Origin of the sequence: Nonomuraea soli, from assembly GCF_013761175.1 — a bacterium.
Lineage (GTDB): Bacteria > Actinomycetota > Actinomycetes > Streptosporangiales > Streptosporangiaceae > Nonomuraea > Nonomuraea soli.
On the sequence record NZ_JACDUR010000011.1, the window covers coordinates 133,740 to 148,943 of the forward strand.

Below are 15,204 nucleotides of genomic sequence, written 5' to 3' on the forward strand. Positions count from 1 at the left end.
GCTCCCGCTGAAGGCCGGGGTACTCCCGGCCTTCAGCGGGTGGTGACCGTCAGATAGGCGGTCGTGCCGCCGACGTAGACCCGCAGCCCCTTGGGGTAGTTGTCGTCGGCGAAAGCCAGGCTCATCCGGCCGCCGAGCTTGCTCCTGGCGTACTTCGTGATGTCGAGGGTGAGCCATCGCGGCGATTTCACGACGTCCAGCGTCCCCAGCCTGGCGCCGAGCGGCGGCCGCGAGTTCCACGTCACGTCCAGGGCCTTCCAGGCGTCGCCGACGGCGTGCACGTGGACGTCCTCCGCGCCGTCCCCCGAGTCGTCGGCGACCCGCGCGCTCACGTGCAGCGTGACCGAGACGACCTCACCCTTGACCGAGCCGAGGTCGAAGCCGAGGTAGGTCTCGCGGTTGAGGCTGGTCTGCTTGTGGCTCTTGATCCCGCACTCGGCGCACGTGGGGTACATGACGTCCGCGAACGTCCCCGCCTGGACGTCCGCCGCCGCTGACGCCGTCACCTTGGTCGTCTTCCTGGCCGGGGCGGTGACGCGGACCGCCGTGGTGGCGGTCTGCTCCTTGCCCGCGACGTTCACGCGGACGGTCAGGACGGCGGCGCCCGGCTTGACGGCGGTCACCAGGCCGTCCGCGTCGACGGTGGCGACGGCGGGGTCGGAGCTCTCGTAGGCGACCGTGGCCTGCCCGACGCCCTTGGGCGCGAGCCGGACGGTCCTTCCCGGAGCGAGCCGGTGGACCGCCGGGGTCAGGGAGACCGTCCGGATCGTGGGCTTCTTCGTCCTGCGGGGAGTGGGCTGCGTGGTCCGCCCCGGCCTGGTGGTCTTCTCGGCCGGCTGGGTGGGGACGATGGGCTGCTCGGCGCGCAACCGCGGCCCGCCGGCCTCCGGCGAGCCGTCGAGCAGCACCACGGCGGCGACGGCGGCCACCGCCGCGACGGTCGCCACGGCGGCGACGACCGGCCATGGCCGCCGCCGCTTCGAGGGTTCGCGGGGGAGCGTGGTCTCCGGCGCCGAGAGCGGTTCCGGCAGCTCGGTGACCGGTACCCCGAGCGCGCGCTGCAGCCCCTGGAGTTCCACAGCCAGGGACCGGGCGTCGCGTGGCCGGTCCGCCGGAGCCTTGGCCATGGCCCGTTCCAGGAGCTTGCGGAGCGGGGCAGGCACGTCGGAGCGCCGCAGCGGCGGCAGCGGCTGATTGATCACGCGCATCACCAGCGGGGCGACACCGGCGTCTCCTGGGTCGTAGAAGGCGGGGCGGCCGGAGAGCAGCTGGTAGAGCGTCGATCCGAGGGCGTAGACGTCGGAGGCGACGCTCTGCGGCCGGCCGTTGAGCACCTCCGGCGCGGCGTGATGAGGGGTGAAGCTCAGCGTGTTGGACGAGAGCTGCCCGACGTCGAGCATCCGGGCGACGCCGAAGTCGGCCAGCGCGGGCTCGCCGTACCTGGACAGCAGGATGTTCTGCGGCTTGACGTCACCGTGGAAGACGCCCGTCTCGTGCACGGCCGCGAGCGCCCCGGCGATCTTCACACCGGCCCGCAGCACCTCCTGCACCGGCAGCCCGCCGTGGGCCCGCAGCCGGTCGGCCAGGCTGCCACCCTCGTAGAGGTCCATCGCGATGTACGGCCGGCCGAGCGCGGTCAGGCCTGTGTCGAGGGCGGCGACGATGTTGGGATGGTGGCTCAGCCTGGCGGTCACGTCGAGCTCGCGCCGGAAGCCGCGCAGCGCGCGCTCGTCGACGTTGGTCACCGACAGGACCTTGACCGCGACCTCGCGGCCCAGCCGTTCGTTGACCGCCCGGTAGACGACGGCGAAGCCGCCCTGGCCCACGGGCTCGACCAGCTGGTAGCCGGGGATGTTCTCGCCCGCCATCACGAGGTCCTGATCTCCAGGTACGCGGCCGATGTGCCGCTGCCGACGCCGCTGAGGTGGGTGCGCAGGCCGTCGGTGCGGTCGTCGGCGAATCCCAGGCTGAGCCGGCCGCCGAGCTCGGACTTGGCGTAGGACGTGATGGCCAGCGTGTGCCAGCGCCCGGTTCGGTCGGCGTGCAGCGTGCCGAGCCGGGCTCCGAGCTCGGGTTTGGAGTTCCAGGTGACGTCCATGGCCTTCCACGCGTCGCCCAGCACGTGGACGTCCACGTCGGCGTCGGAGCCGTTGCCGTCGGCGGTGACGGCGAACACGTGCAGGGTGACCGAGGTGATCTCGGTGGGCCTGACCTTGACCGAGCCCAGGTCGAAGCCGAAGTAGGACTCGCGGACCCAGAAACCCTTCCCCGCGCCCTTCACCTCGCAGACCGAGCAGGTGGGGAACATCGCGTTGGCGTAGCTGCCGCTGCGCACGTCGGCGGAGGCGGTGACGGGGACCCTGATCGTCCTGGTCTTCTTCTCCGGGACCACGACGCGGACGGTGGTGGTCGCGGTGTGAGTGCGGTCGCCCGCGGTGACCCGGACGGTCAGCAGGGCCGTACCCGCCTTGAGCGCGGTGACCAGCCCGCGGGCGTCCACCGACGCGACGGCGGGTGCCGAGCTCTCGTAGACGACCGTGGCCTTGGCCAGGTCCGCGGGCCGGTCGGCGGAGGTGGTGCCCTCGGGGTTGAGCCGCACGGTCTGCCTGGGCCGCAGGCTGTGCACCGCGGGGGTCAGGGAGACGGTCTCCAGCACCGGCTTGCGCGCCTTGCGGGCGGCGGGGCTCGCGGTGGGTTCGATCGTGCCCGCGGCGGGCTGGGTCGGCAGGCCGGGAGGCTCCGCGGCGACGGAACGTCGTCCCGTGGCAGGGTCGTCGCGGGTGAGAATCACCGCCGCCGCGACCGCGATCGCGGCGGCGGCGACCGACGCGGTGACGATCGGCCAGGTCCGCTTCCCGGGTGCCGCCCTGGCCGGGGCTTGCGGCGGCACCGGCTGCCGGGGGAGCGGCTGGGGCGCCTGGAGCAGGGCGGGCAGGCTCGTGACGGGCTGGCCGGACGCACGCTGGAACTCCTGCAACTCCTCGGCGAGCGTGAGGGTGTCACGGTGCCGGGCGGCCGGGTCCTTGGCCATGGCGCGCTCGATGAGCTGCCGGAGCCCATCGGGCACGTCGGGGCGCTGGAGGGGCGGGAGCGGCTGGCGGAGCACGCGCAGCAGCAGCGGGGCCACGCCGGCGTCGGCGGGGTCGTAGAAGGCCGGGCGGCCGGAGAGCAGCTGGTAGAGCGTCGACCCGAGGGCGTAGACGTCGGAGGCGACGCTCTGCGGAGAGCCGTGGAGCACCTCGGGCGCGGCGTGGTGCGGCGTCAGGTTGAGCGTGTTGGACGAGAGCTGCCCGACGTCGAGCATCCGGGCGACGCCGAAGTCGGCCAGCGCGGGCTCGCCGTACCTGGACAGCAGGATGTTCTGCGGCTTGACGTCACCGTGGAAGACGCCCGTCTCGTGCACGGCCGCCAGCGCACCGGCCACCTTGATCCCGAGGTGCAGCGTCTCCTGGACCGGGAGGCCTCCTGCGGCGCGCAGGCGGTCGTAGAGGCTGCCGCCCTCGTAGAAGTCCATGGCGATGAACGGCCGGCCGGCGGCGGTGGTGCCGGTGTCGAGGGCGGTGACGATGTTGGGGTGGTCGCTGAGGCGGCTGGTGACCTCCAGCTCGCGCCGGAAGTTGCGCAGCGCCCGCTCGTCGATGCCGGCCACCGACAGGATCTTGACCGCGACCGTACGGCCGAGCCGCTCGTTGAGGGCGCGGTAGACGATCGCGAACCCGCCCTGGCCTACCGGCTCGATCAGCCGGTATCCGGGTATGCGGTCGCCAAGATCTCCCCCAGTCACGCCGGGATGATGACATATCCCGATTTCGATTCGCTTTTTTGGCCTCAGCGCTTGACGATCTTCAACTGGGCGTTGGAGGCCTCGCCCACCGCCCGGATCACGATGCGGCCGTCGCTCTGGTCCGCGTCCGCGAAGGCCACACTCAGCCGCCCGCCCAGCTTCGACCTGGCGTACTGCGTGATGTCGACCGTGTACCAGCGGCCCACGTCGGACACGGTCAGCGTCGCCAGCCGCCCGCCCACCGCGGGCCGCGAGTTCCAGGTGACGTCGAGCGCCTTCCACGCGTCACCCGTGGTGTGGACCTGGAAGACCTCCTTGCTCTTGCCGCGGTCGTCCTCGACGTAGGCGAACACGCGCAGCTTCACCGAGGCGATGTCCGCGGGCTTGGCCGTGACGCCGCTCAGGTCGAAGCCCAGGTAGGTCTCCCGGGCGTAGCTCGGGTTCGGCGAGCCCTTCACCTCGCACTGGGAGCAGGCGGGGAACATCGCGTTCGCGTAGCTTCCGCCGCGGACGTCGGCGGACGACGACGCCCGCACGATGATCGCCGAAGGCTTCCTGGCGGCGGGCGCCACGCGCACGGTGGTGGTGGCCTTCCGGGTGCGTCCGCCCGCGGTCACCCGGGCGGTCAGCTCCGCGGTGCCCGGCTTGGCGGCGGTGACCAGGCCCTCGTCGTCGACGGCGGCCACCTGCGGGTCGGAGCTGCTGTAGGTGACCTTGGCCTTGGCGAGATCGGCCTTGCGGCCGTCGGCCAGGACCGCCTTCGGGGCGAGCTGGAGCGTCTGGCCGGGCAGGAGGGTGTGGGCTTCGGGGGCCAGGGAGACGGTCTTCAGCGCGGCCTCGGGACGCCTGGGCGAGGGGGACGCGCTCGGGGTGGGGGTGGGGGTGGCCTGCGCGGGCGGGGGCGTGGTGGTGGCGGTCAGGGCCCGGGTGGGCGGGTCGGGCTCGCGGGTGGCCAGGAACACGGCGGCGGCCACGGCGACGACAGCCACAGCGGCCCCGGCCCCGACGACGGCGGGCCACCTGCGCCGCGCCACGGGCGCGGTCGGGGTAGTGCTGCCTGCGCCACCGGATGGGGGGCGGGGAACGGGCATGGGGGCGGGGCCCCGGGGTGCGGGAAGCGGCGGGGCGCCTTGGCCGAACTGCGAGGGCGCGGTGGCAGGCGTGGGGTGCGGGAGCGGGGTCGGCTGGCCGGGTGTGGCGGGCTGCTGGGGCAGTGGGGCGCCGAACGACGGCGGCACGGAGGAGAACCCCGGCAGCGGTCCGGAGGCCATCGGCCCGGGAGGCATCGGTCCCGACAACACCGGTCCCGACGGCTGTGGTCCCGATGCCTGTGCGCCCGAAGACATCGGTCCCGACAGTTGCGGTCCCGGCGAGCGTGGCGTGATGGCCGTGTGCTGGGGCAGTTCGCTCACCGCCAGCCCCAGCGCCTGCTGCACCCCCTGAACCTCCACCGCGAACGCCAGCGCGTCCCGGGGCCGCTCCTCCGGCGACTTGGCCATCGCCCGTTCGACGAGGCGCCGCAGCACCTCCGGCACGTCCTGGCGTGGCAGCGGCGGGACCGGCCGCTGGAGCACACGCAGCAGCAGCGGCGCCACCCCCGTGTCCCCCGGTTCGAAGTACGCGGGCCGCCCGGCCAGCAACTGCCACAACGTCGACCCGAGCGCGTACACGTCGGACGACACGGTCTGCGGCGACCCGTTGAGCACCTCAGGCGCAGCGTGGTACGGCGTGAGCGTCAGCGTGTGCGACGACAGCTGCCCGACGTCGAGCATGCGGGCGACGCCGAAGTCGGCCAGCGCCGGCTCGCCGTACCTGGAGAGCAGGATGTTCTGTGGTTTGACGTCACCGTGGAAGACCCCGACGTGGTGGACGGCGGCCAGGGCGCCGCCGATCTTGACGCCGATGCGGAGCGCCTCGTGCAGGGGGAGCGGCCCGGCCGACTGGAGGCGGTCGTAGAGGCTGCCGCCTTCGTAGAAGTCCATGACGATGTACGGTTTGCCGTCCGAGGTGACGCCGGTGTCGAGCGCGGCGACCACGTTGGGGTGGTCGCTGAGCCGGCTGGTCACCTCGAGCTCGCGGCCGAATCCGCGCAGCACACGTTCGTCGATCCTGCTCACGGTGAGGACCTTGACCGCGACCGTGCGCCCCAGGCGCTCGTGCTGGGCGCGGTAGACGACCGCGAAGCCGCCTTCGCCGACCGGCTCGAGGAGCTGGTACCCAGGGATCTCCAACGTCACGGGGATAAATCGTGCCATACGCGGATCTATCGGGTAGTGATCTCCAGGTACGGCTTGAAGCCCGACGACAGTCCGCCGACGGCCAGCCCCACGCCCTTCTCCTCGGCCAGGGCGATGCTGGCCTGGCCGCCGAGCTTCGACGTGAAGTAGCCGGTGAGGTCGAGCTCCACCCAGGTGCCCGTGTCGCCGACCGGCGGGAAGTTGGCGATCCGGTTGCCCACCTGCGGGCGGCTGTCCATGGTGACGCGGGAGGTCCAGTTGTTGCCCATGGCGTACGCGATCGCGCTGCCCTCCACGTCCCCGTGGTCGTCGACGTGCATCCACGCGTGGAGCACGATCGAGCGGATCCGGGCGGGCTTGACCTTGACCGCCCCGAGGTCGAAGCGGAAGTAGGTTTCGCGATAGTAGGCCGGGTTGCCGTACTTCACCTTGCAGGTCGCGCAGGACGGGAAGGCGTCGCCGGAGTAGGCGCCGCCGCGGACCATGTTGGTGAGGGACGCGGGCACCTTCACGGTCTTCGGCGCGGCCTGCCGGGAGGCGCTGGGGGTCGGCGTCGCCGTACCGCCGACGTCGAGGGGGAGGGCGGCGACGCGCGAGATGCCGTTCATGGTCACCTTCGCGGTGATCCGGACCTGGCCCTTGGCGAGCACGGTGACCTGGCCGTCGGGGCTCACCGTGGCGACCTGCGGGTTGGCGCTGTGGTACTCGACGGCGGCGCGCGAGAGGTTGGCGGGGTGCCCGTTGCGCAGGCGGCCGGTCAGCTTGAGCTGGAACGACTGGCCGGGGGCGGCGGGGCCGGTGGTGCCGGCCGTCAGGGTGACCTTGGCGAGGGCCGACGCCTTCCTGGTGGGCTGCGGCGACGCGCTGGGTGTGGGGGTGCCGGCGGTCTCGGTGGGAGTGGGGCGCGGCGGCCGGGTGGCGCCGTCGGCGGCGGTGGCGGGGGTGGAGCCGCTGGTGGAGAGGCTGACGGCGACGGCCGCGGCCACCACGGTGACGGCCGTCGCCACCGCGGCGACGACCCACCGCCGGGATCCGCGCCCGCCGCCGGAGTGCGACGGCGGCGCGACGGGTGGCGTGGGGACAGTGGTCCGGTGCGGCGGCGGGCTCGGGGGCACGGCGGCCGGTTGTACGGCGGGGCCGGGCGCCGAGGGCTGAGGCGGCGCCGGGAAGTGGGCGGATGGCGGCGCCGAGAAGTGGGCTGGCGGCGGGGCGGCCGGGGTGACGGCGGCGGGTTCCGTCACCGGCAGCCCGAGGCCGCGCTGCACCTCCTGCAGCGCCCCCGCGAACGCCCAGGCGTCCGCGGGACGCTCGCCGGCCTGCTTGGCCATCGCCCGCTCGACCAGCGCCCGAAGCGCCACCGGCACGTCCGGCCGCTCCAGCGGGGGCAGCGGCTGCCGCAGCACCCGCAGCAGCAGTGGCGCCACCCCCACGTCCCCCGGCTCGTAGAACGCGGGCCGTCCCGACAGCAGCTGGTACAGCGTCGACCCCAGCGCGTACACGTCGGACGCCACGGTCTGCGGCGACCCGTTGAGTACCTCGGGGGCCGCGTGGTGCGGGGTGAGGGTGAGCGTGTTGGACGACAGCTGCCCGACGTCGAGCATGCGGGCGACGCCGAAGTCGGCCAGCGCCGGCTCGCCGTACTTGGACATGAGGATGTTCTGCGGCTTGATGTCGCCGTGGAAGACCCCGGCTTCGTGCACGGCGGCGAGGGCCGCGGCGACCTTGACGCCGATGCGGAGCACGTCGGGGACTGGGAGCGCTCCCGAGGTGCGCAGCCTGCCGTACAGGCTGCCGGCCTCGTAGAAGTCCATGACGATGTACGGCCGGCCGTCGGCGGTGGCGCCGGTGTCGAGGGCGGCCACGATGTTGGGGTGGTCGCTGAGCCGGCTGGTCACCTCGAGTTCGCGACGGAAGTTGCGCACGGCCCGCTCGTCGAGGTCGGTGACCGAGAGCACTTTCACGGCGACGACGCGCCCGACCCGCTCGTGCAGAGCACGGTAGACGACGGCGAATCCGCCCTGCCCGACTGCCTCGATGAGCTGGTAGCCCGGAATCACCGGCCCCAGTTGTCCCCCAGTCACGGGGGAAATCGTGCCACATCAGATCAATACCGACACCGCTGTCTCAGGACTACGAGGAGTAGCCGGGCGCGTGTTTCGGCCACGGCCGGGCCCTCTCCAACTGGGCGGCCAGCCCGAGCAGGTGGGGTTCGCCGCCGGGAGGCGCGACGAGCTGGATGCCCAGCGGCATGCCGCTGGAGTGGGTCGCGAACGGCACGGTGATCGCGGGCCAGCCCGACATGTTCCACGGCCCGGTCACGGGGGCGTAGCGCACGTTGATGAGCAGGTTGCGCAGCAGGCCGCGGCGTCCCCAGCGGTCGGCCTTCGGCGGCAGCATGGCCAGGGTCGGCGCGACCATCACGTCGGAGCCGTCGAACCAGACCTCGGCGCCGGATCGGGTCCAGCGTGCCCGGCTCCGGGCGCCGTCGAGTCCGAGGCGCCTGAACAGCCGCCCGGCCCGTGCCAGACCTCGCGTACGCGGTTCCAGCCTGGCCGTGTCCAGCTCGTCGGCGTCCTCGGCGGCGCAGGTCAGCCAGGTGGCTATCGTGGCGGGCCCGAGCCAGGCGGGCAGGCGGCGGGTGTGGTCGAGCGAGGTGTGCCCGGCGTTGCGCAGGGCGTCGGCGGCGGCGCGGACCGCGCCCTGGAACTCCTTGTCCACGTTCAGGCCGACGGGCAGCGGCTGGGGGGCGACGCCCAGGCGCAGGTCGAACGGCTCAGGGCTGCTGTGGCGCGACTCGCCGGGCGCGCGCACGGCGTAGTCGTCCGAGTCGTCCCACACCGAGCGCAGCAGGCGCGGCGACGGGTCGGTGCGGGTGCCGGCGCGCCAGCATTCGGCCAGGCCCGGGTCGGCGGCCAGCACCGACAGCGCCAGCGACAGGTCGGCGACGGAGGTGGCCATCGGCCCGTTCTCGGACAGCCCGCGCCAGTCGTGCGCGGGCGGCGGGACCAGGCCGGGCCCCGGCTTGATGGCCAGCACACCGCAGCAGGCGGCGGGGATGCGCAGGGAGCCCATGCCGTCGTTCCCGAGGGCGATGGGCACCATTCCCGCGGCCACGGCCGCGGCGCCGCCGCTGGAGGAGCCGCCTGCCGTGCGGGTGAGGTTCCAGGGGTTGCGCACGGTGCCGAACACGCTGTCGCCGAAGCCCACCAGGCACAGTTCGGGCACGTTGGTGACGCCCACCACGATCGCGCCCGCGGCCTTGAGCCGGGCGACCGCGGGGTGGTCGGCGCTCGCGGGTTCCTGGGAGGTGGCGCGCGAGCCGTTGCGGGTGGGCAGGCCCGCGACCTCGAGGTTGTCCTTGACCGCGACCGGCACGCCGGCGAGCGGGAGGTCGTCGCGGTCGCGGCGGTCCTGGACGGCACGCGCCTCGTCGAGCGCCTGCTCGCGCAGCACCCGGAAGGCCCCGACGGCCTGGTCGCGCTTGGCGATGACCTCCAGGTGCTGCTCCACCACGGTGACGGCGGACACCTCGCCCTGCCGTACCGCCTCCGCTATCTCAACGGCTGATCGTCCGGCCCATGACATGCCACGATTTAACTGGCATATCAGGCGGCATGCTAGTCCTTGCGCGGCTCCCGCCCCGCTTGCTTCAACGCCAGCCGGAGCGCGAACTCGATCTGCGCGTTGATGCTGCGCAGGTCGTCGGCGGCCCACTTGGCGACGGCGTCGTAGACCTCCGGATCCAGCCGGAGCAGGAGCCGCTTGCGCTCAGGCATACAGACTGCCGGCGTTGACCACCGGCTGCGTCGCCCGGTCGCCGCACAGGACGACCAGCAGGTTGGAGACCATCTGCGCCTTGCGCTCCTCGTCGAGGTCGACGACGCCCTCGGCGGCCAGCCGGTCGAGCGCGAGCTGGACCATGCCGACGGCGCCCTCGACGATGCGGGTGCGGGCGGCGACGACCTGGGCGGCCTGCTGGCGCACCAGCATGGCCTGGGCGATCTCGGGTGCGTAGGCGAGGTGGGTGATGCGGGCCTCCAGGACCTCGACCCCGGCCAGTTCGGTGCGGTCGCGCAGCTCGGTGGTGAGCTCGCCGGCCACCTCGGCGCCGTCGCGCAGGCTGGTGACGTCGGCCTCGTGCGAGTCGTAGGGGTGTGTGGTGGCCAGGTGACGCACGGCGGCCTCGGACTGGATGGCCACGTACTCCTCGTAGTCGTCGACGGAGAAGACGGCCTTGGCGGTGTCGGTGACCTTGTAGACGATGACCGCGGCGATCTCCACCGGGTTGCCCACCGCGTCGTTGACCTTGAGCTTGGCGGTCTCGAAGTTGCGCACCCGCAGCGTGACCTGCCGCTTGCTGGTCAGCGGCGGCACCCACTGGAAGCCGGCCGACGAGACGCTGCCGATGTAACGGCCGAGGAACTGCACCACCTTGGACTGGTTGGGATTGACCACGGTGAAGCCCGTCGTGGCGAAGAGGAAGAGCACCACCCACACCCCGCCGAACACGAGCAGCCTGGTCTCGTCGCCCCCGGCGGCGAAGTAGGCGGCCGCGCCGAGTGCCAGCAGGATCAGCAGGACGAGAAAACCGTTCACCCTGAAGACGCGTCGTTCCATGCCCGGCTCCTTGCTATCGAAGTGATATCACTAAGATAGCTCATATGACGGAATCCCTGGCAACCGGACAGCGTTCACTCGGCGATCCCGCGATCCGCTTCCCCCTCTGGCCGCCGCTGACCGCGGGCTGCCCCGAGACCAGCACGGCCGAGGTGGCCTACCCGGTCGAGGTCGACTACGACTACGCGGACGTCTCGCCCGAGTTGTTCAAGCAGCCGCCGCTGCCCGACATCGCCCGCTGGGCCCCCTTGCTCCCGCCGCTGCACGCGCCCACGCTCGGCGAGGGCGGCACTCCGCTCGTGGAGCTCGACGGTCTGTTCGTGAAGGACGAGTCGCGCAACCCGACCTGGTCGCACAAGGACCGGCTGAACCGGGTCACGGTGAGCGCGGCGATCGGGGCGGGGGCGCCCGGTGTCGTCGTGGCCTCCTCCGGCAATCACGGAGCCTCGGCGGCGGCCTACGCCGCACGCGCCGGGCTGCCCGCGATCGTGCTGGGCTCGGCGGAGTCGCCCCCGGTCGTCCAGGACTTCCTGCGGGCGTACGGCGCGCACGTGCTGTCGGTGCCGGCGGCCGGGCGCTGGCCGCTGATGAGGCAGATCGTCGAGCGCCTCGGCTACCACCCGGTCAGCAACCTGACCGTCACCCACACCGGGCACGGCTTCGGGCCCGAGGGCTACAAGACGATCTCCTACGAGCTGTACAGCCAGCTGGGCCAGGCCCCTGCCGCGGTCTTCGTGCCGACCGGATACGCCGAGCTCATCTACGGCGTCTGGAAGGGCTTCGCCGAGCTGCGGGATCTCGGTGTGATCGCCGACGTGCCCCGGCTCTACTCCTGCGAGCCCGCCACCAGCGGCCCGCTGGCCGTCGCCTTCCGCTCGGGCCAGGACACGGCCAAGGTCGACTACCGCAGCTCCGACGCCTACTCGATCGGTGCCTCCGTCAGCGGCTACCGGGGCGTCGTGGCCCTGCGCGGCAGCGGCGGCCAGGCTCTGACCTTGAGCGACGAGGAGATGGCCGAGGCCCAGCGCTGGATGGCCGCGCGCGGCATGTGGGCGGAGATGTCGGGAGCCGCATCGGTGGCGGGCTTCCGTCAGCTCGGGCGGAGCTTCGACGGCCCGGTGGTGTGCGTCTCCACCTCCAGCGGGCTCAAGGACAAGGGCGTGGGTGAGCGGGTGCCCGCCACGGCCGAGGCGACCTGGGAGAGCGTGGAGCGGCTGATCAATCCTTGAGCCACACCCGCAGCGGTCCGATGGGCTGGAAGCCGGCCAACACCGCCGCCTCCAGCTCCTGGCCCGCCTCGTAGCCGACGAGGGGGCGTCCGGGGAAGAGCTCGGCCGCCATCGCGACCGCGCCGGGGAAGGCGGCGCCGGGGTCGCCGAAGACGTTGGACAGGCCCACGACGTCGCCGGTCGTGTTGAGCGCCGCGCCGCAGCCCGTGCCGGGGCGCCAGACCAGGGTCGCCTCCTCCAGCAGCTCGGGCAGGAACAGGCCGTCGGGGTAGGACGTGCTCCACGCACGCACGTCGGTGGTCACCTCCCAGCCGTCCACCGCGGGCGCGGGGATCGGCGGCCGGGCGATCCACTGGGCCTCGAAAAGCACGTGGAAGCCATGAGGGCCCAGGTCCAGCGTGGCGAAGCTGTCCTTGACGGAGGCTCCGGCGCCCGTGTCGATGGCGGCCAGCACGTCGTCGGGGGTCGCGTCGGGGGAGAGGGTGACCGCGTCGGGGTAGTAGACGTGCGTGCGGCGCGGGTTGGTCCACGCCCGCCCGCCGAACCGGCCGGGCAGGCCGTGGGTGCGGCACACCAGGTCGCACCACTCCGCGTTGTTACGCGCCGCCGCGCTTGGTTCCACGACTCGCCACCGCTTCCAGGGGGTCCTCCGGCCACGGGTGCTTCGGATAGCGCCCCCGCAGCTCGGCGCGGACCGCACGGTATCCCTCCCGCCAGAACGTCGCCAAGTCGGCCGTGATGGCGGCGGGCCGGCCGGCGGGCGAGAGCAGGTGGATCACCATCGGCACGCCGCAGACGCGCGGCGCGTCGTCCCAGCCGAACAGCTCCTGGAGTTTGACCGCCAGCACCGGCCGCTCGCCCGAGTAGTCGACCCTGATCTTCGACCCGCTGGGCACCTCGATGCGCTCGGGTGCCCGTTCCTCCAGGCGCTCGCTCCACGGGACGAGCCTGCGCAACGCCTGGGCCACGTCGATGCGTTCGAGGTCCTTGCGTCTCCTGGCGCGTGACAGCTCGGGCTCCAGCCACAGGTCGGCCAGGGCGACCAGGTCGTCCACGGGGTGCCACGGCTCGCCCAGGTGGCGGTGGCAGAAGGCCAGCCGGTCCCTGAGCGCCAGCGCCTCGCGGCTCCAGGTCAGCACGTCGTCGGAGCGCAGGCCGGCGAGAAGCGCCTCGCGCACGTCGGCGCCCTCCAGCGGGCGTGACGACAGCTCGATCGCGCCCAGCCTGGTGACGCTCCGCGCCACCACGTCGCCGTCGCGCCAGACGACCTCCTGGCCTGTCGTCGGAGGTACGGCCAGCGCCGCGGTCTCCTCGTCGATCACCACGGCCTGCCTGATGCGGGCGGAGGCCTGGCCCGTCTGGCGGTCGGCCACCGCGATGGCCAGCCATTCGGCGGTGGCGAGGCGGGAGCCCGCGGCCGGCTCGGCGCGGGTGCCGTTGGCCATCAGGAAACCGGAGCCGCGCTTTCTGGCGACCCGCTCGGGGAAGGCCAGCGCGACGGCGCGCCCGGCGAGCGTGTCGTCGGGGACCGGGCCCGGCGCCGATGGGGAGGCCGGGGTGCCGCTCGCCTGGCCTCGACCCGGGTCCGGGCCGGCGGCCTGCTTGAGGCGCCTGACCTCCTGCCGCCATCGCGCGCTGAAGCCGTCGCCGCCCCGCCGTGCCGTACGCCAGACCTCGGCCAGGTCGTCGCCCGCCTCCCTGGGCAGTTGCTCCGACAGCAGGGCCACCACCTCGGCGGCCGGAGCGCCCAGCTCCAGCAGCGCCCTGGCCAGCCGCGGGTGGACCCCCATGAGCGCCATGCGCCGTCCCAGGCCCGTGACACGCTCCTCCAGCGCGCCGAGCTCGCGCAGCACCGCCTGGGCGGCGGCCAGGGCGGCGGCGGGCGGCTGGTCGAGCAGGGCGAGCTCGGAGCCGCCCCAGCAGGCGGCCTGGAGCGCGAAGGCGGTCAGGTCGGCCAGGACGATCTCGGGACGCGGGTGCTCGGCCAGGCGCGCGTGCTCGGCCTCGCTCCAGCACCGGTACACCGTGCCGGGAGCCTCGCGGCCGGCCCGGCCGGCCCGCTGGGTGGCGGCGGCGCGGGAGACGCGCACGGTCGTGAGCGAGCTCAGCCCGCGCGCGTGGTCGGTGCGCGGCTCGCGGGCCAGCCCGGCGTCGACGACGACCCTGACGCCCGGCACGGTGAGCGAGGACTCGGCGACGGAGGTGGCCAGCACGACCCGGCGCGCGGAGCCCGCTGACAGGACCGCGTCCTGCACGGCGGCGGGGGCCTGCCCGTGGACCTGGAGCACCTCGCAGGCCAGGTCGCCGAGGTGCGCCGCGACCCTCCTGATCTCGCCCACGCCGGGCAGGAAGCACAGCACGTCGCCCTCGGACGCGGCGAGCGCCTGCCGTACGACCGAGGCCACGTGGGACAGCAGTGCGGGGTCGACGCGCAGGCCGTGAGGAGGGGCGACAGGCCGGTCGGGCGGCGCCCAGACGACCTCGACGGGGTACGCGGAGCCGGTGCCTGTCACGACGGGCGCGTCGCCGAGCAGCCTGGACCACGGCTCGACGTCGGCGGTCGCGGAGGTGGCGATGAGCCGCAGGTCGGGGCGGAGCGTGTCGCGCACGTCGAGCAGGAAGGCCAGCGCGGTGTCGGCGTCGAGATGGCGTTCGTGGCACTCGTCGAGCATCACGACGTCGACACCGGGGAGCTCGGGGTTGCGCTGCAGCCGCTGGAGCAGCACGCCCGTGGTGACCACCTCGACCATCGGGTTGGCGCCCGTCACCCGCTCGCCGCGGATGGTGTAGCTGACGCCCATGCGGCGCGCGGCGGCCCGTACGGCCAGGCGGCGCGGCTCGGCGACCAGCACGCGCAGACCTTCTTCGGCCAGCGCGAGCGGGACCACCGTGGTCTTGCCGGTGCCGGGCGGCGCGGTCAGCACGGCGCTGCCGTGTTCGCCGAGCGCCCGCAGCAGGTCGGGGAGGGGAAGCATCAGACGGCGGCCAGGATCGAGTCGAGCAGGCCGGGAAAGCGCGCGTCGAGGTCGTCGCGGCGCAGCGTGAGGCGCTTGCGCCTGCCCTCCTGGCTGGTGTGCGTCACTCCCGCCTCGCGCAGGATGCGGTAGTGGTGCGACAGCGTCGACTTGTGCAGATCCATCTCCGCGCCCAGCTCGAAGCAGTAGAGGTGGCCTTCGCGCGCCAGCCGTCCGAGGATCTCCAGCCGCACCGGATCGGACAGGGCCCGGAGCACCTCGGTGAGCTGGATGTCGTCGGTGGCCGGGTGCTGTGGCGAACGCATGGGATCCAGCATAGGTCAGTTGGAAGGTTTGACAACCATCCAACTATCGGTCACCGT

Annotated in this window: 11 protein-coding genes; 1 reads left to right on the plus strand and 10 read right to left on the minus strand. The window is 73.2% G+C overall.

The features are described 5' to 3' along the window. Nucleotides 1-32: 32 nt before the first annotated feature. From HNR30_RS43930 to HNR30_RS43960, 7 genes are read right to left on the minus strand one after another with little or no spacing between them, the layout of a single operon-like run. Entirely contained in the window at nucleotides 33-1,868 is a 1,836-nt protein-coding gene (locus tag HNR30_RS43930; protein WP_181616168.1) for a protein kinase domain-containing protein, read from the minus strand. Beyond that, a complete protein-coding gene (locus HNR30_RS43935) occupies nucleotides 1,868-3,784 on the minus strand; it encodes a protein kinase domain-containing protein (protein ID WP_181616169.1) in 1,917 nt (638 codons plus the stop codon). Before HNR30_RS43935 ends, HNR30_RS43930 begins: the two co-directional genes overlap by 1 nt. Nucleotides 3,785-3,828: 44 nt before the next feature. After that, nucleotides 3,829-6,021, minus strand: a complete 2,193-nt coding sequence (locus tag HNR30_RS43940; RefSeq protein WP_181616170.1) for a protein kinase domain-containing protein — start codon at nucleotides 6,019-6,021, stop codon at nucleotides 3,829-3,831. A 26-nt stretch (nucleotides 6,022-6,047) separates the two neighbouring features. Beyond that, nucleotides 6,048-8,102, minus strand: a complete 2,055-nt coding sequence (locus tag HNR30_RS43945) for a protein kinase domain-containing protein (RefSeq protein WP_181616171.1) — start codon at nucleotides 8,100-8,102, stop codon at nucleotides 6,048-6,050. A 49-nt stretch (nucleotides 8,103-8,151) separates the two neighbouring features. Next, on the minus strand, nucleotides 8,152-9,606 hold the full coding sequence (locus tag HNR30_RS43950; protein WP_181616172.1) for an amidase: 1,455 nt from the start codon (nucleotides 9,604-9,606) through the stop codon (nucleotides 8,152-8,154). 32 nt (nucleotides 9,607-9,638) lie between these two features. Further along, nucleotides 9,639-9,797, minus strand: a complete 159-nt coding sequence (locus HNR30_RS43955; protein WP_181616173.1) for a type II toxin-antitoxin system antitoxin — start codon at nucleotides 9,795-9,797, stop codon at nucleotides 9,639-9,641. Further along, nucleotides 9,790-10,638 (minus strand): SPFH domain-containing protein, encoded by an 849-nt coding sequence (locus HNR30_RS43960; protein ID WP_181616174.1) that lies wholly within the window; start codon nucleotides 10,636-10,638, stop codon nucleotides 9,790-9,792. Before HNR30_RS43960 ends, HNR30_RS43955 begins: the two co-directional genes overlap by 8 nt. 44 nt (nucleotides 10,639-10,682) lie before the next feature. Between HNR30_RS43960 and HNR30_RS43965 the strand changes: the two genes are divergently transcribed. Beyond that, nucleotides 10,683-11,867: a threonine synthase gene (locus tag HNR30_RS43965; protein ID WP_181616175.1), complete on the plus strand. Its 1,185-nt coding sequence runs from the start codon at nucleotides 10,683-10,685 to the stop codon at nucleotides 11,865-11,867. Here HNR30_RS43965 and HNR30_RS43970 read toward each other — a convergent pair. From HNR30_RS43970 to HNR30_RS43980, 3 genes are read right to left on the minus strand one after another with little or no spacing between them, the layout of a single operon-like run. Continuing rightward, nucleotides 11,857-12,489: a hypothetical protein gene (locus tag HNR30_RS43970; RefSeq protein WP_181616176.1), complete on the minus strand. Its 633-nt coding sequence runs from the start codon at nucleotides 12,487-12,489 to the stop codon at nucleotides 11,857-11,859. The genes HNR30_RS43965 and HNR30_RS43970 overlap by 11 nt on opposite strands. Then, complete coding sequence (gene hrpB / locus HNR30_RS43975) at nucleotides 12,464-14,842, minus strand: ATP-dependent helicase HrpB (protein ID WP_181616177.1); 2,379 nt, start codon at nucleotides 14,840-14,842, stop codon at nucleotides 12,464-12,466. The genes HNR30_RS43970 and hrpB overlap by 26 nt, the downstream gene beginning before the upstream one ends. Next, nucleotides 14,842-15,147 (minus strand): ArsR/SmtB family transcription factor, encoded by a 306-nt coding sequence (locus HNR30_RS43980; protein ID WP_181616178.1) that lies wholly within the window; start codon nucleotides 15,145-15,147, stop codon nucleotides 14,842-14,844. The genes hrpB and HNR30_RS43980 overlap by 1 nt, the downstream gene beginning before the upstream one ends. Between the last annotated feature and the right edge of the window lie 57 nt (nucleotides 15,148-15,204).